The sequence below is a fragment of the Rhodoferax sp. GW821-FHT07F03 genome (genome assembly GCF_059418745.1).
Map to the genome: position 1 here is coordinate 155,778 of NZ_JBWKQM010000006.1, position 22,254 is coordinate 178,031.

20 protein-coding genes are annotated in these 22,254 nt (G+C 64.1%); 7 read left to right on the top strand and 13 right to left on the bottom strand.

Going from position 1 to position 22,254, the window contains the following annotated elements; genetic code table 11:
• Positions 1 to 8 precede the first annotated feature (8 nt).
• Genes AC07R0_RS10620 through AC07R0_RS10645 form a run of 6 tightly spaced genes read left to right on the top strand, consistent with a single transcriptional unit; the run spans position 9 to position 4,939 of the window.
• Positions 9 to 311 (top strand): EexN family lipoprotein, encoded by a 303-nt coding sequence (locus AC07R0_RS10620; protein WP_495104799.1) that lies wholly within the window; start codon positions 9 to 11, stop codon positions 309 to 311.
• Positions 308 to 1,702 carry a P-type conjugative transfer protein TrbL gene (gene trbL / locus AC07R0_RS10625; RefSeq protein ID WP_495104800.1) on the top strand — a complete coding sequence of 465 codons (1,395 nt, stop codon included), beginning with the start codon at positions 308 to 310 and terminating at the stop codon, positions 1,700 to 1,702. The genes AC07R0_RS10620 and trbL overlap by 4 nt, the downstream gene beginning before the upstream one ends.
• Positions 1,703 to 1,726: 24 nt before the next feature.
• Positions 1,727 to 2,431, top strand: a complete 705-nt coding sequence (gene trbF / locus AC07R0_RS10630; RefSeq protein WP_105807145.1) for a conjugal transfer protein TrbF — start codon at positions 1,727 to 1,729, stop codon at positions 2,429 to 2,431.
• Positions 2,428 to 3,414 (top strand): P-type conjugative transfer protein TrbG, encoded by a 987-nt coding sequence (gene trbG / locus AC07R0_RS10635; RefSeq protein ID WP_495104801.1) that lies wholly within the window; start codon positions 2,428 to 2,430, stop codon positions 3,412 to 3,414. Before trbF ends, trbG begins: the two co-directional genes overlap by 4 nt.
• A 2-nt stretch (positions 3,415 to 3,416) precedes the next feature.
• Positions 3,417 to 4,700, top strand: a complete 1,284-nt coding sequence (locus tag AC07R0_RS10640; RefSeq protein ID WP_495104802.1) for a TraB/TrbI/VirB10 family type IV secretion system protein — start codon at positions 3,417 to 3,419, stop codon at positions 4,698 to 4,700.
• Positions 4,697 to 4,939 (top strand): DUF2274 domain-containing protein, encoded by a 243-nt coding sequence (locus tag AC07R0_RS10645; RefSeq protein WP_031692093.1) that lies wholly within the window; start codon positions 4,697 to 4,699, stop codon positions 4,937 to 4,939. The genes AC07R0_RS10640 and AC07R0_RS10645 overlap by 4 nt, the downstream gene beginning before the upstream one ends.
• A gap of 427 nt (positions 4,940 to 5,366) precedes the next feature.
• Here the strand turns inward: AC07R0_RS10645 and AC07R0_RS10650 are convergent, their stop codons facing one another.
• The 12 genes from AC07R0_RS10650 to AC07R0_RS10705 form a co-directional block, all read right to left on the bottom strand.
• Complete coding sequence (locus AC07R0_RS10650) at positions 5,367 to 6,014, bottom strand: YiaD family glycine zipper/OmpA-like lipoprotein (RefSeq protein WP_495104803.1); 648 nt, start codon at positions 6,012 to 6,014, stop codon at positions 5,367 to 5,369.
• A 115-nt stretch (positions 6,015 to 6,129) separates the two neighbouring features.
• A complete protein-coding gene (locus AC07R0_RS10655; protein ID WP_495104804.1) occupies positions 6,130 to 6,996 on the bottom strand; it encodes a sugar phosphate isomerase/epimerase family protein in 867 nt (288 codons plus the stop codon).
• A 4-nt stretch (positions 6,997 to 7,000) separates the two neighbouring features.
• Positions 7,001 to 8,182, bottom strand: coding sequence for a dihydrodipicolinate synthase family protein (locus AC07R0_RS10660; protein WP_495104805.1), 1,182 nt, complete (start codon positions 8,180 to 8,182; stop codon positions 7,001 to 7,003).
• A 64-nt stretch (positions 8,183 to 8,246) separates the two neighbouring features.
• Entirely contained in the window at positions 8,247 to 9,410 is a 1,164-nt protein-coding gene (locus tag AC07R0_RS10665) for a Gfo/Idh/MocA family protein (RefSeq protein WP_495104806.1), read from the bottom strand.
• A 78-nt stretch (positions 9,411 to 9,488) separates the two neighbouring features.
• The gene (locus AC07R0_RS10670; RefSeq protein ID WP_495104807.1) at positions 9,489 to 10,859 is read right to left on the bottom strand and encodes a hypothetical protein; all 1,371 of its coding nucleotides are present in this window, start codon (positions 10,857 to 10,859) and stop codon (positions 9,489 to 9,491) included.
• A 25-nt stretch (positions 10,860 to 10,884) separates the two neighbouring features.
• Positions 10,885 to 11,964 (bottom strand): ABC transporter ATP-binding protein, encoded by a 1,080-nt coding sequence (locus AC07R0_RS10675; RefSeq protein ID WP_495104808.1) that lies wholly within the window; start codon positions 11,962 to 11,964, stop codon positions 10,885 to 10,887.
• On the bottom strand, positions 11,957 to 13,069 hold the full coding sequence (locus AC07R0_RS10680; protein WP_495104809.1) for a Gfo/Idh/MocA family protein: 1,113 nt from the start codon (positions 13,067 to 13,069) through the stop codon (positions 11,957 to 11,959). The genes AC07R0_RS10675 and AC07R0_RS10680 overlap by 8 nt, the downstream gene beginning before the upstream one ends.
• Positions 13,069 to 14,091, bottom strand: a complete 1,023-nt coding sequence (locus AC07R0_RS10685) for a Gfo/Idh/MocA family protein (protein ID WP_495104810.1) — start codon at positions 14,089 to 14,091, stop codon at positions 13,069 to 13,071. Before AC07R0_RS10685 ends, AC07R0_RS10680 begins: the two co-directional genes overlap by 1 nt.
• Positions 14,088 to 14,963 carry a carbohydrate ABC transporter permease gene (locus AC07R0_RS10690; RefSeq protein WP_495104811.1) on the bottom strand — a complete coding sequence of 292 codons (876 nt, stop codon included), beginning with the start codon at positions 14,961 to 14,963 and terminating at the stop codon, positions 14,088 to 14,090. The genes AC07R0_RS10685 and AC07R0_RS10690 overlap by 4 nt, the downstream gene beginning before the upstream one ends.
• Positions 14,944 to 15,885 carry a carbohydrate ABC transporter permease gene (locus AC07R0_RS10695; protein WP_207776293.1) on the bottom strand — a complete coding sequence of 314 codons (942 nt, stop codon included), beginning with the start codon at positions 15,883 to 15,885 and terminating at the stop codon, positions 14,944 to 14,946. The genes AC07R0_RS10690 and AC07R0_RS10695 overlap by 20 nt, the downstream gene beginning before the upstream one ends.
• Before the next feature lie 72 nt (positions 15,886 to 15,957).
• Positions 15,958 to 17,223 (bottom strand): ABC transporter substrate-binding protein, encoded by a 1,266-nt coding sequence (locus tag AC07R0_RS10700; protein WP_495104812.1) that lies wholly within the window; start codon positions 17,221 to 17,223, stop codon positions 15,958 to 15,960.
• A 95-nt stretch (positions 17,224 to 17,318) separates the two neighbouring features.
• A complete protein-coding gene (locus AC07R0_RS10705; protein WP_495096095.1) occupies positions 17,319 to 17,969 on the bottom strand; it encodes a TetR/AcrR family transcriptional regulator in 651 nt (216 codons plus the stop codon).
• Between the two features lie 207 nt (positions 17,970 to 18,176).
• Between AC07R0_RS10705 and AC07R0_RS10710 the strand changes: the two genes are divergently transcribed.
• Complete coding sequence (locus AC07R0_RS10710; RefSeq protein WP_495104813.1) at positions 18,177 to 19,526, top strand: Gfo/Idh/MocA family oxidoreductase; 1,350 nt, start codon at positions 18,177 to 18,179, stop codon at positions 19,524 to 19,526.
• A 114-nt stretch (positions 19,527 to 19,640) separates the two neighbouring features.
• On the opposite strand, the gene acnB is transcribed toward AC07R0_RS10710, so the two are convergent.
• Positions 19,641 to 22,244, bottom strand: a complete 2,604-nt coding sequence (gene acnB, locus AC07R0_RS10715; protein WP_495104814.1) for a bifunctional aconitate hydratase 2/2-methylisocitrate dehydratase — start codon at positions 22,242 to 22,244, stop codon at positions 19,641 to 19,643.
• Positions 22,245 to 22,254: the final 10 nt, after the last annotated feature.

The window sequence follows — 22,254 nt, forward strand, 5'->3', positions numbered from 1 at the left end:
AGGCGGCCATGCGATGCGCTCCCGTCTTGTCGGTTTCGCTGCTGGCCCTGCTGCTGACCGCGTGCGGCCAGCAGCAGGCCGAGAGCCTGGTCGACGCCTTGACCGCCGATCCCTTGCGGCTCAAGGCGTTGCGTGCGCAGTGCGCGGACGACCGGCAGGCCGTGGGCGAAGACGACTGCCGCGCCGCCGCCGAAGCGTTCCGGCGGCGCTTCTTCTCCGGCCAGGCCGGGCCTGACGAATACCGGACGCTGGCCGAGCTGCCGCCGATTCCGGCCAGCTTCGATGAACCCACCGGGGAAGACGCGCCATGAACGACGTGACCATCATCGATCGCTTCCTCGATACGTTCTCGCGCTACATCGACTCCGGGTTCGGCTTGCTGCAAGGCGAAGTGGCATTCTTGACGGCCACGCTGATCGTCATCGACATGACCATCGCCGGCTTGTATTGGGCCATGAGCCACGCCACCGGCCAGGGCGAGGACGTGATCGCCAAGGTGCTGCGCAAGGTGCTCTACGTCGGTGCCTTCGCCTACATCATCGGCAACTTCAACTGGCTGGCCGGCATCGTGTTCCGCTCGTTCGCCGGGCTGGGCCTGACGGCCACCGGCTCGGCCATGACGATGGAGAACTTCCTGCAACCGGGGCGGCTGGCCAAGACCGGCATCGACGCCGGGGCACCGATCCTCGACCAGATCGGCGACATGGCGGGCTTCCCCGAAGTCTTCGTGAACATCGACCCCATCGTGGTGATGTTCCTCGCCTGGCTCACCGTCATCCTGTGTTTCTTCGTGCTGGCGATCCAGCTTTTCATCACGCTGATCGAGTTCAAGCTGACCACGCTCGCCGGCTTCGTGCTGGTGCCGTTCGCGCTCTGGAACAAGACCTCGTTTCTCGCGGAAAAAGTGCTCGGCAACGTGGTGTCGTCGGGCATCAAGGTCTTGGTGCTGGCCGTCATCGTCGGCATCGGCTCGGGCCTGTTCGCAGAGTTCCAGGTTCATCCCGACGAACCCTCCATCGACCACGCCCTTGTCGTGATGCTGGCCTCGCTCGCGCTGCTGGCGCTGGGCATCTATGGGCCGGGCATCGCCACCGGCCTCGTGTCCGGTGCGCCGCAGCTCGGCGCTGGCGCGATGGCGGGTGCCGCTGTCGGTGCCGCCGGCACGGCCGTTGCCATCGGTGCCGCCGCGACCGGGGTAGGTGGCGCCGTAGCGGCCGGCGCACGCATGGCACCTGCGGCCGCCAAGCTGGCCGGCGCCGGTGCGCGGGCCGCCCCCTCGGCGGCCGGTAGCGCACGCTCGGCGTTCCAGGCCGGTTCCGCCGCTGCGGGCGGCGGCGCCAAGGGCGCGATGGCCGGCTTGGGCAATGTCGCCAAGACCGGCGCGCAGGCAGCCGGGCGCAGCGCCGCATCCGGGGCTTCCGGCGCTGCGCAGAAGATGACCGGCTCTTTCCGCGCTGGATGGAACGGCACAGAGGCCGGTGACGGCGCTACGCCCGGTGCGGCTGGCTCCGGCCAGGCGGCGGCAGGCGAAGCCACAGACAGCGCCGCCAGCTCGCAGAAGCAAGAGCAGCCGGCATGGGCCAAGCGGATGCACCGCCGCCAGCAGATCACCCATGCCGCGACCACTGCCGCACACACGTTGCGCGGCGGCGATGGCGGCGGCTCCGGGCAAGGCCCGAGCCTGCGCGGCTCCGACGACTAAAGCGATTCACAAGGAGAACTGACCATGCGATTCAAACGACCGCAGGTGCGCTATGCCGACACGCCGCAGCCTGCCACTCCATACCAATCCGCCGCGCAGGTGTGGGACGAGCGTATCGGCTCGGCCCGCGTGCAGGCGAAGAACTGGCGTTTGATGGCCTTCGGCTGCCTGGTGCTGGCGCTGCTGATGGCCGGCGGTTTGGTGTGGCGCTCGGCGCAGTCCATCGTGACGCCCTACGTCATCGAAGTCGATCAATCCGGCCAAGTGCGTACCGTGGGCGAGGCCGCCACGCCGTATCGGCCCGCCGATGCGCAGATTGCGCATCACCTGGCGCGCTTCGTGACGCTGGTGCGCTCGCTGTCCATCGACCCCATCGTTGTGCGGCAGAACTGGCTCGATGCCTACGACTACACCACCGACAAGGGTGCGGCCGTGCTCAACGACTACGCGAGCAAGAACGATCCATTCGCCCGCGTCGGCCGCGAGTCGGTGACGGTGCAGATCACCAGCGTCACGCGCGCCAGCGATGCCTCGTTCAACGTCCGGTGGACGGAACAGCGGTTCGTCAATGGCGCACCCGCTGGCACCGAACGCTGGAACGCCGTGCTTTCAACCGTCCTGCAAACCCCGCGTACAGAACAGCGCCTGCGCAAGAACCCCCTGGGTATCTATGTCAACGGCCTGTCGTGGAGCCGCGAGCTGGATTCTTCCGAAGGAGCCAAACCATGATCGTGCCTTTCCGCTTTTACGCTTTCGTGCTGATGTTCGCGGCCCTGTCGGGATGCGCCTCGCAGGGCAAGCCGCCGCCGTCCATTTCGCTCGATGAGCCGGTGCAGGCGCAGCCGTTGCCCGAGCCGCTCAAGCCGGTGGAAGTCGTCGCCGTGCCCAAGCCGCTGGCGCTGCCGGCGCAGTTGAAGCCGCTGCCGGAGGTGGACGAGGCCACGCCGGAGCCGGCCGACGAGAAGGTGCGGGTGTCGCGCGCCAATGCCGAGGCACGCATCGCGCCGACCCGCGAGGGCTACGTCAATGCGATCCAAGTGTGGCCGTACAGCGACGGCGCGTTGTATCAAGTCTATGCCGCACCGGGGCGCGTCACCGTGGTCTCGCTCCAGCCCGGCGAGGAACTTGTCACCGTCGCCGCTGGCGATACCGTGCGCTGGATCGTGGGTGACACGTCCAGCGGCAGCGGGCAGGCGCTGCGCGTCAATGTGCTGGTCAAGCCCACCCGCTCGGGCCTGAAAACCAATCTGGTCATCACCACCAGCCGGCGCACCTACCTGATCGAGCTGACCTCGACCGAGAAGGCATGGATGGCCTCGGTGTCATGGGACTACCCGAAAGACCGGATGCTGGCCTTGCAGCGCCAGTCGCAGGCGGCCAGCGCAGCCGCGCCGGTCGATACCGGCCTGGCGCTGGAGAAGATTCGCTTCCGCTACGCGATCAGCGGTAGCAATCCGCCGTGGAAGCCGCAGCGGGCCTTCGATGATGGCGAGAAGGTCTATATCCAGTTTCCGCCGGGTATCGCCCAAGGCGAACTGCCGCCGCTGTTCGTCATCGGCGCGCAGGGTGATGGCCAGCTCGTCAACTACCGTTTCCGCTCGCCTTATTACATCGTGGATCGCCTCTTTGGCGCGGCCGAACTGCGCCTGGGCGGCGATGGTGGTGACGTGGTGCGGATCGAGCGCACTGACGGCGTGGCGCGGAGGAACTGACAATGAGCCAGGACGACACTCCCGACCTCGCCGCGCCGCAGACGGCGGGCAAGATCGCACCCGAGGCGGTGGCGCTACGCGCCCAGCCGCGCCCGGTCACGCGCCTGAACCGGCGCACGCTGGCCATCCTCGCCGGCGGCCTGTCGGTCGCCGTACTCGGTGCGCTGATGTGGTCGCTGCAACCGCAGCGGCGTGGTGCTGGTGAGCAGACCGAGCTTTACAGCGTCGATCGCGTCTCCAAGTCCGAAGGGCTGGATGCGCTGCCGGCGGATTACTCCAAGCTGCCGCCGGCCTTGCCGCCCACGGTGCCCGAGCTGGGGCCGCCGCTGCCGGGCGATCTTGGCCCGGCCATCGTCAAGTCGCAGCAGCCGGTGACGGCCGCCTATGCGGCCCCCGGCAACGACCCGAACGATGCGCTGCGCAAGGAAGCCGAAGCGGCCGCGGGTTCATCGGTGTTCTTCCGCTCTGGCACGCAGAAGGCCGCGCCGGTGGCGCAGTCGCAGGCCGCCGCCGCGCCGGGCTTCGCCGCCAATGCGGCGTTCGACCCGATGGCTGCCGGGCCAGCCTCGACGGCAGCGCAGCCTGCCGACCCGACGGCGGTGCAGAACCGGCAAGACCAGAAAGAGGCGTTCCAGAAAGCCGGAACTGCGGAAACCCGTAATTCCGGCAATCTGCAAATGCCGGCTTCGCCGTATCAGGTCATGGCTGGATCGGTGATCGCCGGTGCGCTGGTGACGGGCATCAAGTCGGATTTGCCGGGCGATGTGATCGCCACGGTGACGGAGCCGGTCTATGACACGGCCACCGGGCGCTTTCTGCTGATCCCGCAGGGTTCGCGCATCCTGGGCCGCTATAACAGCCAGGTCAGCTACGGGCAGAGCCGCGTGCAGGTGGTGTGGAACCGGATCATCCTGCCCGACACGTCTTCGCTCACGCTCGACAACTTGGTAGGAGCCGACCCGGCCGGCTATGCCGGGCTGGAAGACGACGTGGACTACCACTGGGGCCGCATCTTCGCTGGCGCAGCGTTGACCACACTGCTGGGCGTCGGCGCCGAGTTGGCCGCGCCCGAGAACCGCCAGGATGGCGACCGCATCATCATCGCCGGGCGCGACAGTGCGCAGGACAGCATCAATCAGGTCGGGCAGGAAATGACCCGGCGCAACATGAACATCCAGCCGACGCTGACCGAGCGGCCGGGCCTGCCGGTTCGCATCATCGCCAACCGCGACTTGGTGCTGCGGCCCTACCAGCCGTTGTTCTTCAACAAGGGGACTTCACGATGACGACGCGCAAGCTGCGGCTCGGCCCGCTGCCGAAAACCGAATCCACGAAGCTGACCTTTGCCTGCCCGGCCAGCCTGAAAGCCGACCTCGACCGCTACGCCGCGCTGCACGCGCAGGCGTATGGCGAGGCGGTCGATGCCGTGACGCTGATCCCGCACATGCTGGAGGCGTTCATTGCCGGCGACCGGGGGTTCAGGAAGGCAGGGGCGAGCAAGGCGCCGCCGCCGAGGCCGAGTTGACGATGCGGACGCATCCACCATCCACCCGCAAGCGAAAGCGCAGCCCACCGGCTGCGCTTTCGCTTTGAGAGGCCGCTTGCGACAAGCCACGGCTATGATGACAGTGCGACCTTGCCCGCTACGCCGCCCCTGGGCTTGCTACCGCGAAGCGCCTATGCGGCACCTAGCCGGAAAAGCAGCAAGAGCACACGATGGCCGAAATCTGGCCTAACCTGTTGCCCCGTAAGACCTTTCATGCCACTTCATGATCTCGCAAAAGACTTGACAGTGGACATTTTTTATTGCCAAAGTTAGATACATAACCCAAGCCATTGCCATCACGGCTCCAGCCAGGGATACCGCGGAACTGGCTTTGCCAGGCCGCTGGTATCGCCCCCTGCAAGGGGGTGGCGAAAGCACGTAGTGTGGAGCCTGGGGGTGAGCCCAATTACTGCGCGCGTTCCGCCAGGAAGATTTCTACACGGCGGTTGCGGGCGCGACCGGCATCGCTGGTGTTGTCGGCAACCGGCTCGCGCTCGCCACGGCCTTCCACCGTCACGCGGCGGCTATCCACACCGCGCTCGGCCAAATAGTTACGGGCGCTTTCGGCGCGGTGCAGGGACAAGGGGTTGTTGATGGCCTCAGAACCGGTGCTGTCGGTATGGCCAATGATGCGCACCTCGGTATTCGGCTGGTTCTGCAGGCCGTTGGCAAACTGGTCGAGGATGGGGCGCAGATTCGGCTTGATATCGGCGCGGCCGGTGTCAAAAGAGATGTCGCTGGGGATATTCAGCTTGAGCTGGTTGTCCGCGGTTTGCGTCACCGCCACACCGGTGCCGGCGGTGGCCTGCTCCATCGCGGCCTTCTTGTCCTGCATGTGCTTGGACCAGACATAGCCGCCGAGCGCGCCGACCGCGCCGCCCACGGCCGCACCGGTCTTATTGCCGCCGATCAAGGCACCGGCAACTGCGCCAATACCGGCACCAATGCCAGTCCCTTTTTGGGTTTCGCTCATGTTCGCGCAGCCGCCCAAAGCCAGAGCGGCAATGGTGCAAGCAATCACAGGTGTGCGCAGGGAAAAGAAGGTGTGTGCCATGGTATCCATCCGTTTTTCAGTAGTAGTTCAACAACGTAATAAGTGACTGTTCGTTGACAGTGTGTCTTGGTTATACGCCAGAAAAATGGCTACTGGATGTGAACGGGATATTTGCCTACACAGCGCTACGGTGGCGGCTGACGCAGGTATTCAGCACCTCTTCGCCGGGGCGCTGCCACCAGTCGAGGTCGGAGAATATCTCGACCTCGCTATAGCCCTGGTAGCCTGCCGCTTCCACCCAGCCACGGATCTTCTTCAGTTCCACAACGCCGTCACCCATCATGCCGCGGTCGTTCAACAGGTCGCGCGTGGGCAGCAGCCAGTCGCACACATGGTAGGCCAGCAGCCGAGCCGCGCCGGCGCGGGCAATCTGCTGCTGCAACTTCGGATCCCACCACACGTGGTAGATGTCCAGCGCCACGCCGAGTGCACCGGTCTGCTGCTGGTCCAGTGCGTCGCAGATATCCAGCGCATGCTCCAGCGTGTTGACGCAGGCGCGCTCCGCCGCCTGCATGGGGTGCAGCGGCTCGATGGCCAAGGGCATACCGACCTGACGCGCGTATTCCAACGCGGCGGCGATGCCGTCAAACACTTCCGTGCGGGCACGGGAAATGTCGGTATAGGCCGGCTTGCCGATCAGCGCTCCGGGCAGGCTGCCAACCACCAGCACCACGCAGGGTGCGCCCAGGGTCTTGGCCTCGTCTATGGCTTGGCAGTTGTCGAGTAGCGCAGCTTGATGGCCAGCAGCGTCAACCGCCGGGAAGAAGCCTCCACGGCAATAACCGGAAAGCTCTATGCCGGTATCACGCAGCTGCCGGGCGATCTTGTCCAACCCGACAGCTGCCACCTGGTCTCGCCAGGGACTGATGGCGCGGATGTCGCGCTGCGCGCACTCTTCGATGATGCGGTCCAGCTTCCACTGCTTGCGAACGGTGGCGGTGTTGATGGACAACCAGCGGTGGTTTTCAGAGAAATCACGCATATTGTTATTCCACTCCGTGCAACGCCAGTAGTGTGCGCATGCGGTGCACCGCCAGGTCCGGTTGCTCCAGCAAGTTGGCCGTATCGGCCAGGCGGAACAGCTCGGCGAAGTGCGCCAGCGAACGCGTGCTCTGCTGGCCGCCGACCATGGTGAAGTGGCTCTGGTGGCCGTTCAGCCAGGCCATGAAAACTACGCCGGTCTTGTAGTAGCGCGTGGGCGCGGCAAAGATGTGGCGCGACAGCGGCACCGTCGGGCCCAGGATGGCGTGGAACTGCGCGCTATCGCCCTGCGCCAGGGCGCTGAGCGCGGCGCTGGCTGCGGGCGCGATGGCGTCGAAGATGCCCAGCAGCGCATCGCTCTGGCCATGCGTCACCTGCTTGCCGTAGCCGTCACCGGCGATCAGCTCGGCGTAGTTGAAGTCGTCGCCGGTGTACATGCGCACACCCGCGGGTAGACGCCGCCGCATGGCGATTTCCTTATCCTTATCCAGCAACGAAATCTTGATGCCATCGACCTTGTTCGGGTGCGCGGCGATCACGGCCAGCGCCGTATCCATGGCCACATCCACATCGAGCGAACCCCAGTAGCCCTTGAGTGCCGGGTCGAACATATCACCCAGCCAGTGCAGCACCACCGGCTGCTGGGCCTGGCGCAGGATGCGGTCGTAGACGCGCTCATAGTCGGCCGGGCTTTGGGCCACGTGGGTCAGCGCACGGCTGGCCATGACGATCAGCTTGCCGCCGAGCTTTTCGATGGCCGCCATCTGCTCCTCGTAGGCGGCGATCACCTGGTCGACGGTGCGCACGTCCTCCAGCACCAGGTGGTCGGTGCCGCAGCCGGATGCCACCAGCGCACCGGGCACGTCCTTGGCGGCGTCCAGCGAGCGGCGTATCAGCTCCAGCGAGGTCGGCCAGTCCAGGCCCATGCCACGCTGCGCCGTGTCCATGGCCTCGGCCACGCCCAGACCCAAGGACCACAGGCGCTGGCGGTAGGCGATGGTGGCGTCCCAGTCCACCGCACACTGCAGCCAGGGGTCGATAGCGGCGCGCGGGTCGGCCACCACATGGGCGGCGGAATAGGCGATGCGGTTGAACGGCACGCGGGTGCCAGACGCCAGCGGCGGCGTGCCGCGCAAGGTATAGGGTTGCAGCGCCCCGGCGGTGGGCAGCAAAAGGGTTTGGGCCATGGTCATCTCACCACTTTTAAAGAAAATCGGGCTCTAGCGCAGGTAGTATCTGCGCCAGCAGCTATCAAATGTGTAGTGCAGGCACATCCACCCAGCGCCGCTCCTTCCAGGACTGCAAGGCCACTTCGACCAGTTGCACGCCCTTCGCGCCTTCGGGCAGGGTCCAGCGGTAGGGCTCGTTTTCCACCACGTGGCGGATGAAGTGCTCCCACTGGATCTTGAAACCGCTATCAAAGACCTGCGAGTCCGGCACTTCCTGCCACTGGTCGAAGAAGTCCATGGTCTGCTTCTGGTCCGGGTTCCACACCGGGCGCGGTGTGGTCACGCGGCTTTGCGCACGGCAGTCGGTCAGGCCGGCGACGGCCGAGCCGTGCGTGCCGTCGACATGGAAGGTGACCAGGTCGTCGCGGCGCACCCGCGTGGCCCACGACATATTGAGCTGGGCAATCACCGGCTCGCCGTTGTGGCCGATGAGCTCGGCCGTGGCGTAGGCGGCGTCGTCGGCCGTGGCCTTATAGGGCTTGCCGGCCTCGTCCCAGCGCTCGGGGATATGCGTGGCGCCTATGCACGACACGGACTTGACCTCGCCGAACAGGTTGTCCAGCACATAGCGCCAGTGGCACATCATGTCCAGGATCATGCCGCCGCCGTCCTCGGCACGGTAGTTCCAACTCGGGCGCTGGATGGGCTGCAGATCGCCCTCGAACACCCAGTAGCCGAACTCCAGGCGCACCGACAGCATGCGGCCGAAGAAGCCGGCGCGGCGCAGCATGTCGAGCTTGCGCAGGCCGGGCAAAAACAATTTGTCTTGCACCGCACCGTGCTTCAGGCCGGAGGCCTCGGCCAGGCGGGCGATCTCCACCGCCTCGTTCAGGTTGGTGGCAATCGGCTTTTCACAGTACACATGCTTGCCTGCGCGGATCGCCTTGGCCAGCAGGGTTGGACGCATCTGGGTGGTGCCGGCGTCGAAGAACACGGTATCGGCCGGGTTCGCCAAGGCCGCGTCCAGATCCGTGCCCCAGCGGGCAATGCCGTGGGCCTGGGCCAGGGCCTGCATTTTCTCGGCGTTGCGGCCTATGAGGATGGGGTCGGGCATGACCTTGTCGCCGTTGCTCAGGGTCACGCCGCCCTGCTTGCGGATGGCGACGATGGAGCGGATCAGATGCTGGTTCATGCCCATGCGTCCGGTGACGCCGTGCATAATGAGACCGAGGGTGTGTGTCGTCATGGCTGGTACTTCAAGTGGGTGGGTTAACGTAAAACGACTTTCATGGCTCGGTGTGCTCCGCACCCGAGTCCATGCAAGTCAGTGGATAGGCTCCAGGCTGTCCCACAGCGGGGCTGCCGCCGTGGCAAAGCCGGGCACATACAAGGTCGCCAGCTGCAGCTGGCCGCTGTGCACGCGCAGCCGGGGCCGGCCCTGGGGCGCGTGGTAGAAGCCCGCGTGGGCCTGGGCAAAGGCATCGGATTCAGCCGCAGGTGCGGTGCCGAAGCCGTCCACGTAATGGTGGCCGTTGCGCTCGATATGGGTGACGCCCAGGCTGGCCGCCAGCAGCGTGTCCTGCTGCACCGCCAGCCCGGCCTGGCAGGTCAGGTCCTCGCCCGACAGCAGCAGGCGCTGCGGCTCCTGGGCCACGCGCCAGGCGCTGTGCAGTGAACGGTAAATACCTTTGCAGGCCTTGCTGGAAATGCCCCGGTAGCCGAGCGCAATGCCCTGGGCCAGCACGCCGGCCTGGTCGTCGGACTCGTCCAGAATCACCGGCACGTCTATGCCCAGCCCGGCAATCGGCTCGGCCAGGGCCAGGTGGCGCGGCAAGGGTTGCTCCAGCAGCAGGGTGCGCGCCAGCAGCTCCTGCAGCGGAGCCTGAGCCTGCAGGGCGCGCCAGAATGCACCCAAGGCCTCGGCACTGGCAAAGGTTTCATTCCCGTCCAGCGTCGCGCGGTAGTCGCCGGCCGTGCGCTGCAGCAGGCCGGCAATCCGCTGCAGGCGCTCCAGGTCGGCCTCCAGCTGGCCGCTGAGCTTGATCTTGAAGTAACGCAAACCGTAGCTGGCAATCGCGTCCTCCAGCGTCTCGGGCAGACCATCACCGGGGCTGGCACCCGCATCGCTGGCCAGGATGCGGTCCGCCAGGCCCACGGTGTGGCGCAGCCAGACATGGCCCGGTGCCTGCAATTGCAGCTGGGCGGACCAGGGGTCGCCCAGCACGCCGGCTGCCACGCCGCGCACCCAGTCAAGTTCGGAGGCGCGCAGCACGGCATCGGCCACCGCCTTGTCCAGCAAGGCCGGGCCGAACTGCGCGGCCAGCCGGGGCAGGCCGCGGGCCACGGCCGCACCTATAGCCGCCTCGCCCTGGGTCTGCGACAGCGCGAACGGCGTCAGTGCCGCACCGCCCTCCAGATATGCGCCCCGCGCAATGCGCAAGGCCTCGCGCAGCTGCTCGAAATTCTGTTCGTGGGTCAGGCCCGGCGACTTGTCAAACCACTTGGGCACCATCAGTTCGGCCGCCATACCCTCCCAGTTCTTGCCGTTCACCTCCAGCACCACGCGCACAAAGGCCTGCGGGCACTGGGTGACAGTTGCTGCGCCGAAGCGGAACGGCAGGCGCAGCGTCACATGGCGCTGGTACAGCGTGATGGCGCGCAGCCGCACAGGCACGGCAGTCGCAGGAATATTCATCAGGCCTCCTGGTGCAAGAAGATGTTCAGCGCCGGGCCAGCGTCAAGCCGCTTTCGGCAAAGCCATGGCAGCTGGCGGGCGGCAGCTGCACATGCACCGTGTCGCCGCGCTTGAACTGGCTCTGCCCCACCACCTGCACCACCAGCGGCTGCTGGGCACCTAGGCTGCCGTACAGCACGGTGTTGCCGCCCAGCTGCTCGGTCAGGCTGACGTGCATGGGCAGACCCTGCTCTGCCAGCTCTGCATGCTCGGGGCGGATGCCGACGCAGACTGGCGCGCCGTCGGCCATGCCGTTGGCCAGTACCGGCAGGTGCACGGTCTCGCCACCCAGCAGGCGCACGTCGAGCCCCGTGGCGCTGCGGCCGGCGACCACACCGTCCAGGAAGTTCATCTTCGGGCTACCGATGAAGCCGGCAACGAAGCGGTTCGCCGGGTGGTTGTACAGCTCCAGCGGCGAGCCGGCCTGCTCGATCCGACCATCCTGCAGCACCACGATGCGGTCCGCCATGGTCATGGCCTCGACCTGGTCGTGGGTCACGTAGATCATGGTGGTACCCAGATCCGCATGCAGCTTGGACAGCTCGACGCGCATCTGCACGCGCAACTCGGCGTCCAGATTGGACAGGGGTTCATCGAACAGAAACAGCTTGGGTTCGCGCACGATGGCCCGGCCTATGGCCACCCGCTGGCGCTGGCCGCCGGACAAGGCCTTGGGCTTGCGCTGCAGATAGCTGTCGATTTTCAGCATCTTGGCAGCGTGCTGCACGCGCCGGTCGATCACGTCCTTTTTTTCGCCCGCAGTTTGCAGGCCGAAAGCCAGGTTGTCGTACACGCTCATATGCGGGTACAGCGCATACGACTGGAACACCATGGCGATCTTGCGCTGGGCCGCCGGCACCTCGTTGACGCGGTCGCCGTCGATGCAGAACTCGCCATCGGAGATTTCTTCCAGCCCGGCGATCATGCGCAGCAAGGTGGACTTGCCGCAGCCCGAAGGGCCGACGAAGACCACGAACTCGCCGTCGCGGATGTCCAGGTCGACACCGTGGATGATCTCCACGTTGCCGTAGCGTTTGATGATGCCCCGCAGTGACAGCTCAGCCATGGTGCGCCACCTTGTTGAAGCTGCCGCCAGTCGGCGCCCAGCTGTTGTACTTGGCGTGGCCAAGTGGAATAGGCAGGCTGACCTGGGTGCCGGTTTCGGCTGAGTGGTAGATCGCCGTGATCAGCTCCAGCGACTGGCGCGCATCATGCAAGCTCACCGGCGTGGGGGCGCCGCCGGTCACGGTGGCGTGGATCAGCGCGAACTCGCCCTCGAAGGATTCCAGCGCCGGCACAAAGTCGGCCAGGGCGACGCTGATGGCGGCATCGATCGCAGGCGTCTTGCCCTGGAAATGCCAGGGGTCCTTGCCCGGCCGGTAGGGCTCGGTGCTGCGGCTTTCCACCGTCAGGTCGGAGAACATGAAGCGCAGGCGCGACAGCTCTTCAGCCGCGCCCAGGGTCACCGACAGCGTGGCCACCGAGCCGTTTTCCATGCCTATGGAAATGGCGGCGCAGTCTTCCACCTCGATGGGGTTCACGCGGGTAGCCAGATGAGCAAACACAGTTTTCACCGGGCCATTCACATACGACAGCATGTCGTGCGCATGCAGGGCCTGGGTCAGGCAGCAGCCCCCCATCTCGGTGGCCCATTTGCCGCGCCACTGCACTTCGTAGTAGTCCGCGTCACGACGCCAGGAGGTCTCGATGGTGCTCAGGAATGGCGTATGCGCAAAGCCCTTGGACTGCAGATGCTTGAGCTTTTGCAGACCGTGACCAAAGCGGTATTGGAAGATAGGGAACAGCGTGCCTTTGGCGGCCTTTTGTGCTGCGGCAATTGCATCGGCCTCGGCCAACGAACCGACCAGGGGCTTCTCGCAGACCACATGCAGACCGGCGGCCAGCGCCTGCTCGATCAGCGCGCGGTGGGTGTACGGTGGCGTGCAGATGTCGACGATATCCACCTTGCCGCTGGCCAGTAGCTCGCTGAACTGGGTGGTGTGCCAGGGCACACCGAACTCGGCAGCGGCGGCGCTGGCCTTGGCCGCGTCCAGTTCACACACCGCGGCAATATCGTACAGCTCGGGGATCGCGGCATAGGCTTGCAAATGGCCCTTGCCCACGCCCAGGCCAACCACGGCAACCCGCAATTTCTGTAATTTCTGCACCATCACGCAACTCCTCCTACACGGGTGGCCAAGGCCTCGGCTTTCAATGCCAGTTCGGTTGCCAAGAAACAATGGGCTTGGGACATGGCAGTTTCGGTACGGTTCAGCACATCCTGGATCAGCCGCGCGCCATAGGGCAGAACTTCGGCCTTGCAGTCCATGTGCTGCGTGCCCTTACCATCGACCAGGAACAGGTGGTCGCCGCCCGGGCGGCCGGCAATGTCCACGTATTTGCGCAGCTCGATATAGCCCTCGGTGCCCAGAATGGTCAGCCGACCGTCGCCCCAGACACCCAGGCCCTTGGGCGTGAACCAGTCCACGCGGATGAAGCCGGTGCCGCCATTGCCGCGCAGCAGCACTTCGCCGAAGTCTTCCAGCTCAGGCGTCTCCGGGTTGCCGAAATTGCCGATGTGCGAAGCCACGACCTCGGCCTGGGTAGAGCCGGTGAAGTGCAGGAACTGGTCGCATTGGTGGGCCGCGATGTCGCACAGAATGCCGCCGTAGCGCTTGCGCTCGAAGAACCAGTCGGGGCGCGGGTTGTTGCGCAGCGCATGCGGGCCCATGCCCATGGTCTGCACGACCCGGCCGATGGCGCCAGCGGCCACCAGCTGGCTGGCTTTCTCGGTGGCGCGGTTCTCGAAGCGCTCGGAAAAACACACCGAGAAAATCCGCCCGGTCTCGGCCTGCACCTTGCGCACCGCGGCCAGTTCATCCAAGGTGATGACACCGGGCTTGTCGACCATCACATCCTTGCCATGGCGCATGACGGCGATGGCGGTAGCGGCCCGCACATCGGGGATAGTGGCGCTGACCACCAGCTGGATACTGGCGTCTTCCAGGATTTCGCGCTGGTCGGCCACGCGGCGGGCCTGCGGGAAGGCCTTGGCGTAGTCGGCGGCCAGGTCGTCCTCGACGGCGTAGAAGCTCACCAGTTCGCCCCCGGCGTCCAGCACGGCACGGGTCTGGCCGTAGATGTGGTTGTGGTTCAGGCCGATGGCGGCAAAGCGTATCGTAGGAGATGTCATCGTTTCATTCCAGATTGGGCAACGCCTTCAATGATCAGACGTTGGAAGCAGAGAAAAAACAGGAAGATCGGCAGGATGGCCAGTACCGACATGGCGAACAACTGGCCCCAGGCCGACTGCCCGGTGGAGTCCACAAACGAGCGCAGCGCCAGCGGCACGGTGTAGTTGCTGGCCTCGTTGAGGTACACCAGCGGACCCAGAAAGTCGTTCCAGGTCCAGAGAAAGGAGAAAATGGCGGTGGTGGCCAATACCGGCATGGACAGCGGCATGATGATCTTCCAGTAGATGCGCCAGGGGCCGCAGCCGTCCAGCACCGCGGCCTCGTCCAGCTCACGCGGAATGCCGCGGAAGAACTGCACCATCAGGAAGATGAAGAACGCATCGGCGGCCAGGAACTTGGGCACGATCAGCGGCAGAAAGGTATCGATCCAGCCCAGCTTCAGGAACAGCACGTACTGCGGAATCAGGGTCACGTGGTAGGGCAACATCAGGGTGCCGAGCATCACCACGAACCAGATGCGCCGGCCACGGAACTCCAGCCGCGCAAACGCATAGGCGGTGATGGAGCAGGAGATGGTGTTGCCTACCACCACCAGCACCGCCACCAGCACCGAGTTCTTGAAGAACACGGTGAAGCTCTCCTGCAGCGCCGTCCAGCCCTGCACATAGTTGCCGAAGTCAAACGCGTGCGGCCAGATCGACAGGTCGGTGAAGATGATGGACTCGGGCTTGAACGACGAGGCCACCATCCACAGCAGCGGATACAGCATCAGAAAGGTCGCGCCGATCAGCACGGCGTGGCGGGCCAGGCCGCCGGCCAGCAGGCGCAGCACGCCCGGCCGCCGAGGTTGGTTAGCGCGGATCGTCTTCATAGTAGACCCAGTATTTGGAGGTAAGGAAACTGATGCCGGTAAAGGCGCCGATGATCAGCAGCAGCACCCAGGCCAGCGCCGAGGCATATCCCATGCGGAAGTAGGAAAAGGCTTCCTGGTACAGGTACAGGGTGTAGAACAGCGTGGAATCGATGGGGCCGCCGGTGCCGCCCGACACCACATAGGCCGGGGTGAAGGCTTTGAAGCCTTCGATGATCTGCAGCACCATGTTGAAGAAGATCACCGGCGCCAGCAGCGGCAAGGTGATCTTGCGGAACTTGCGCCAGGTGCCGGCGCCGTCCATGGAGGCGGCCTCGTACAGGTCCTGCGGAATCTGCCGCAGGCCGGCCAGGAAGATGATCATCGGCGAACCAAACTGCCATACCGCCAGCAGCACCAGGGTGTAGATGGCCGTGTCCGGGTTGGCGATCCAGCTCGGCCCCTTGTAGTTGAAGAGCCATAGCAGAATCTGGTTCAGCGTGCCATTGCCTTCGAACAGCTGCCGCCACAGCACGGCAATTGCTACCGAGCCGCCCAGCAGCGACGGAATGTAGAACAGCGCCCGGTACAGGGCACCGCCGCGTATCGCCTTGTCCAGCACCACCGCCACCAGCAGCGCGAATGCCAGCTTCAGCGGTACCTCCATCAGCATGTAGCTGAAAGTGACCTTGAGCGACTGCCAGAACCGGGCGTCCGCCGTAAACATCCGCACATAGTTGTCCGCGCCTATCCACTGGGCCGGACGCAACAAATCAAACTTGGTGAACGACAGATACAGCGACGCCAGCACCGGCCCCAGCGAGAAGCAGACGAAGCCGATCAGCCAGGGCATCAGGAAGGCATAGCCCACCAAGTCCCTGCGCCAGGCTGCACGCGACTGCCCTCGCCGCGCACGGGAGGTTTTTTCATCAAGGGTTGACACGTAGTTTGCCTTCCAGGCTAGACAGCAAAAAAGCGGAAGTGAAGCGCCCCATGCGGTCGCATGCCGTGGCCGTCAGGCCCTGGCGAGAATGCCTTCGACTTCGGTATGGAACTGCTGGGCGCCGTCCTTGATGCTGGTGCGGCCAAAGGCCACGGCATCGGCAACCCGGCGCAGCAGGTTCTCCACCTCGCCCGCGCCTTTGGGTGGCGGCGGCGGCAGGGGTACGGCCACCTTGGTGACGGCAGCCACATAGTCGAGCTGCATCTTGCCCAGGGCATCCAGATCGGGCGCCAGTGCCGCGCGTGCTGCAGCAGAGCAAGGCACACCGCGCTCGATGCCCAGAATCTTCACTCCCTCGGGGTCGTTGACCATGAAGTTGATCACTTTGGCCGCTTCTTCCGGCGCCTTGCAGCGGGCCGACACGCTCATCATCTGGGAGGGCTTGATGTAGTGGCCGGACGAGCCGGTCTTGGCGCGTGGGAACACGCTGATGGCCAGCTTGTTCTTGTTGATGCCCTGGAAAGCCACCACCTGGTTGGAGTTGACGAAGCTCATGGCCGCTAGGCCGCGGGTCAGCTCGTATTCCTCGACCTTGCCGTTGTTGGTGGCTCCCACATCGGCCGGTGGAATGGCGCCGGCCTTGCGCAGCTTGTCCCACAGGTCGAACCAGGCCGCCACGTCGTCGCGGGTGAAGGCGGCTTTGCCCTCGGCGGTGTAAAGCATCTTGCCGCGCTGGTTCAGCCACTGCTCGAAGCCCTGCTCCCAGCGGCTGTTGTCGCTCGCGCCCCAGTATTTGCCGGGGTTGATCTTGGAAATCTCGCCACTGATCTTGGCGAAGTCGTCCCAGGTCCAGTTGATGTCGATGGACTTGACGCCGACTTTCTCCAGCATGCCGGTGTCGTAGACCATGGCCTTGGAGTTGGAGCCCAGGTTCACGCCATACAGCTTGCCGTCCACCTTGCCGCCGTCTTTTTCCTGTGGGCTGAAATCGGCCAGGGGCAGCAGCTTGTCGAGCGGCAGCAGGGTTTCACGGCGCGCGTATTCGAACAGATAGCGGTAGTCCATCTGGATCAGATCGGGCGCATTGCCACCGGCGGTTTGGGTACCCAGTTTGGTCCAATAGTCACCCCATCCCAGGGACTCAGCCGCGATCTGGGTGCCGCTCTTCTTGCTATAGGTGTCCAGCAACAACTTGGTGCGCTTGTCGCGGTCCGGATTACCCCACCAGAAGCAGCGCAGGCGGGTCGCCTGGGCCTGCGCCAACAGGGGATTCAAACCCAGTGCAGCCGTTGCCGCAGCGGCAGAGACTCCAAATTGACGACGGGTGAAAAGTGCCATAACCGCTAGCTCCTATAAGACAGGGAATGCGCGAATAGTTAACTCACTGGTGAATTATGAAATCGCCCATTTCCGCTGTAAATGGCTGCGGCGAGTCAATCTCTCAGGACATACCCTAGGACCACATCACAGATGTGGGACAGCCGTTCACTGTGCGCCTTGGTAGCCATCAGATCCCGTCCAAAAATGGCCGACAAGGTGTAATGGTTGGACAGGTAAAAGTACGATAGGCTGGCAATCGAAATATAGAGTTGCACCGGATCGATACCGCCACGAAAGACCCCCTCAGCCCGCCCTCTTTCCAGAATATCGCCCAGGTCCTGGACCAAGGGTGAATTCAACTCGCGGATGCGGGTGGACTGCGTCAAGTGCCGGGCCTGGTGCAGGTTCTCGCTGTTCAGCAAAGTGATGAATTCCGGGTGGGCGATGTAGTATTCCCAGGTGAATTCAGTCAAACGCCGGATGGCCTTGGCCGGCTCCAGATCACGCAGATGCAGCTCGCGCTCGGCATCGCGGATATCGGCATAGGTGCGCTCCAATACCGCTAAAAACAACTCGTCCTTGCTGGTGAAGTAGTAGTAGATCAACCGCTTGTTGAGCTGGGCGTTTTCGGCGATCCGGTCTACGCGCGCACCGGCAAAACCATAGCGCGAAAACTCATCTCGGGCGGCCGCCAGAATGGCCAGTTGCGAGCGGTCTGCGTCGCGCGAACGGGGCTCCACTATAGGGGTCTGCGTGCTAGTCATAGCGCTCCAGTGCAAAGAAATACAGCAGCCAAAAATCTGCGCATGCAGGGTGTCAAGACAGGACTTTCTGTGGATTCTATTCACTATTTAGTTAAATAAGACTATGATTTACAGACGAATTTGTCCCTCAGGCGACCGCTGCTGGACGCCCCAGGTTTACCAACCCCGCTGAAGCCGCGTGGTTTCAGAACCCATTCCATTTGCACCATGAGCAAAAAGCGCCATGCGTTTGTCGGCACCGGCGGACGCGCCCTGAGTTTTATCGAACCCCTGGTCACCACCTATGCCGGGCAGAATGAACTGGTGGCCATTTGCGACACCAGTCCGGCCCGCATGGCCTACTACAACAAGCTGCTGGAGGGCGACATCGGCTACCACGCGGTACCGGCTTACACGGCCGACCGGTTCGACGCCATGCTGCGGGAGCAAAAGCCGGACGAAGTATTCGTCTGCACCCAGGATTCGGCCCACCATGAATACATCGTGCGCGCACTGCTGGCCGGCTGCGACGTGATCACCGAAAAGCCCATGACGACAGACGCCGCCAAGTGCCAGGCGATTCTGGAGGCTGTGAAAGCCAGCGGGCGCCGGGTGCGGGTGGCATTCAACTACCGCTGGGCACCGTTCCGCACTAAGGTCAAGGAGTTGATTGCCAGCGGCGTGGTCGGCAAGATCCACTCGGTGAATCTGGAGTACCTGCTGGACACCAACCACGGCGCCGACTACTTCCGCCGCTGGCATGCGCACATCGAAAACTCTGGCAGCCTGCTGGTGCACAAAAGCACGCACCACTTCGACTTGGTGAACTGGTGGCTGGACGCGATTCCGCAGCAGGTGTTTGCCTATGGCGACCTGGTGTTCTACGGCAAGCAAAACGCCATCAACCGCGGCGACGAAAAGCTGACCCGCTACGCACGCTACACCGGCGTGCCCGAGGCCAAGGACGATCCTTTCTACCTGGACCTGAACGAGAGTGAGTCCTTCCGCGGCCTGTACCTGGCGGGCGAGGCGGATTCGGGCTATCTGCGCGACCAGAACGTGTTCCGCGACGGTATCACCATCCCCGACCAGATGTCGCTGAACGTGCGCTACCGCAGCGGCCAGGTCCTGACCTACTCTTTGGTCTGCTACAGCCCGCGCGAAGGCATGCGCGTGACCTTCAACGGCGACCGCGGCCGCATCGAGTACCACGAGTTCATCGGCACCCACATGAACCGCGCCGTCAGCCCGAAGAACTGGAAGATCGAGGAAAAGCCCGGCGCCGAAGCCGAGGGCGAATGGATACGCGTGTTCCCGCACTTTCAGAACAGCTATGTGGTGCCCATGCCGGAGATCCGTGCGGCCCATGGCGGCGCCGATGAAATTCTGAACGCCCATTTTTACGGCCCACCGCAAGCCCCGGACGCCTGGGGCCGCACCGCAGGGCACGAGCAGGGCGCGGCATCCATCGCCATCGGTATTGCGGGCGTGCAGTCCATGCAGTCCAATCTGCCGGTGAACATCAGCGACGTGGTGGCGTTGCCGCCCCAGGCGCGGCACCTATCTGAGCTTACATAGAAAATATGCCTCTAGCGCAGATACAACAAGGGCCTGTAGCTACATAAATAATAGCTACAGGCCCTGGCGCAATTTCAACTGGAGAGCCGTCACCAGCCCTCCTCCACCAGACACTTACGCGGCGGCGGTGTCTTTCACGGTATCGGCCAGATCGGTGTAATCCTTCACTTGGTCAAAGTTCAGGTACTGGTAAATCTTGCTGCTGTCTTTGTTCAGCACGCCCATGTCGGCCATGTATTCGGCCTTGGTGGGAATGCGGCCCAGCTTGGAGCAGATGGCAGCCAACTCGGCCGAACCCAGGTAGACATTGCTGTTCTTGCCCAGGCGGTTCGGGAAGTTGCGGGTCGAGGTAGAGAACACGGTTGCGCCCTCTTTCACCTGCGCCTGGTTGCCCATGCACAGGCTGCAGCCTGGCATTTCCATGCGCGCGCCGGCCGAGCCGAGCACGCCGTAATGGCCTTCTTCGGACAACTGCTTGGCGTCCATCTTGGTGGGCGGTGCCATCCAGAGCTTGACGGGGATGTCACGCTTGTTTTCCAACAGCTTGGAGGCCGCGCGGAAGTGGCCGATATTGGTCATGCAGGAGCCGATGAAGACTTCATCGATCTTGCTGCCTTCGACTTCGGCCAGGGTCTTCACGTCGTCCGGATCGTTCGGGCAGGCCACGATAGGTTCGTGGATGTCGGCCAGGTCGATCTCGATCACGGCAGCGTATTCGGCATCGGCATCGCCGTGCATCAGCTCGGGGTTCGCCAGCCAGGCTTCCATCGCCTTGATGCGGCGGTTGATGGTGCGCACATCGGAATAACCGGTGGCAATCATCCACTTCAGCATGGTGATGTTGCTGTTGATGTACTCGATGATCGGCTCTTTGTTCAGGTGCACGGTGCAGCCGCCAGCGGAACGCTCGGCCGACGCATCGCTCAATTCAAACGCTTGCTCGACCTTCAGGTTCGGCAGGCCTTCGATTTCCAGGATGCGGCCCGAGAAGATGTTCTTCTTGCCTTGCTTGGCCACGGTCAGCAGACCAGCCTTGATGGCGTACAGCGGAATCGCGTTCACCAGGTCACGCAGGGTGATGCCGGGCTGCATTTCGCCCTTGAAACGCACCAGCACGCTCTCGGGCATGTCCAGAGGCATCACGCCCGTAGCCGCGCCAAACGCCACCAGGCCGGAGCCGGCGGGGAAGCTGATGCCGATGGGGAAGCGGGTGTGGCTGTCGCCACCGGTGCCGACGGTATCGGGCAGCAGCATGCGGTTCAACCAGCTGTGGATGATGCCGTCACCGGGGCGCAGGGGCACGCCGCCACGGGTGCTCATGAAGTCGGGCAGTTCGTGGTGCATCTTCACGTCCACGGGCTTGGGGTAAGCGGCGGTGTGGCAGAAGGATTGCATCACCAGGTCGGCGCTAAAGCCCAGGCAGGCCAGGTCTTTCAGCTCGTCGCGGGTCATGGGGCCGGTGGTGTCTTGCGAGCCCACCGAGGTCATCTTCGGTTCGCAGTAGGTACCGGGGCGCACGCCTTGGCCAGCCGGCAGGCCACAGGCGCGGCCGACCATCTTCTGCGCCAGGGTGAAACCCTTCTTGGTGTCGGCCGGGTTTTGCGGCAGGCGAAACAAGGTGCTGACGGGCAGACCCAGGGCTTCACGCGCCTTGGCGGTCAGACCGCGGCCGATGATCAGCGGAATACGGCCGCCGGCGCGCACTTCGTCGAACAACACTTCGCTCTTCAGCTTGAACTCGGCAATCACCTTGCCGTCTTTCAGGGCCTTGCCTTCATAGGGCAGCAGTTCGACCACGTCGCCCATGGCCATCTGGCTCACGTCCAGCTCGATCGGCAGTGCGCCCGAGTCTTCCATGGTGTTGTAGAAAATCGGAGCGATCTTGGCGCCCAGGCAGACGCCACCGAAACGCTTGTTAGGCACAAATGGGATGTCTTCACCGGTAAACCACAGCACCGAGTTGGTGGCGGACTTGCGGCTGGAGCCGGTACCCACCACGTCGCCCACATAGGCGACCAGGTTGCCCTTGGCGCGCAGGTCTTCCAGGAACTTGACCGGGCCGCGCTTGCCATCCTCTTCGGGGGTGATGCCGGGGCGGGCATTCTTGTGCATCGCCAAAGCATGCAGCGGAATGTCGGGGCGGCTCCAGGCGTCAGGCGCGGGCGACAGGTCGTCGGTGTTGATTTCGCCGGCCACCTTGAAGATGCTGACCGTGATGCTCTTGGGCACTTCGGGGCGGCTGGTGAACCATTCGGCATCGGCCCAGCTTTGCAGCACAGCCTTGGCGTGGGAATTGCCCTTCTCGGCCTTTTCCTGCACGTCGTGGAACTGGTCGAACATCAGCAGGGTTTTCTTCAGGCCGTCTGCGGCGGCGGAAGCCACGCTGGCAGCAGCATCGTCCAGCAGGTCGATCATGGGGCTGATGTTGTAGCCGCCCAGCATGGTGCCCAGCAGTTCAGTGGCTTTTTCACGCGAGATCAGCGGGCATTTTTCAGTGCCATGGGCCACGGCTGCCAGGTAGCTGGCCTTCACTTTGGCGGCATCGTCCACGCCAGCTGGAACGCGGTGTGTGATCAGATTCAGCAGATTGGCTTCTTCGCCTGCGGGTGGGTTCTTCAGCAGTTCGATCAACTCGCCGGTCTGCTTGGCAGACAGAGGGAGCGGGGGAATGCCGAGGGCGGCGCGCTCAGCTACATGGGCGGCATAGGCTTGCAACATGGTTTTCTCC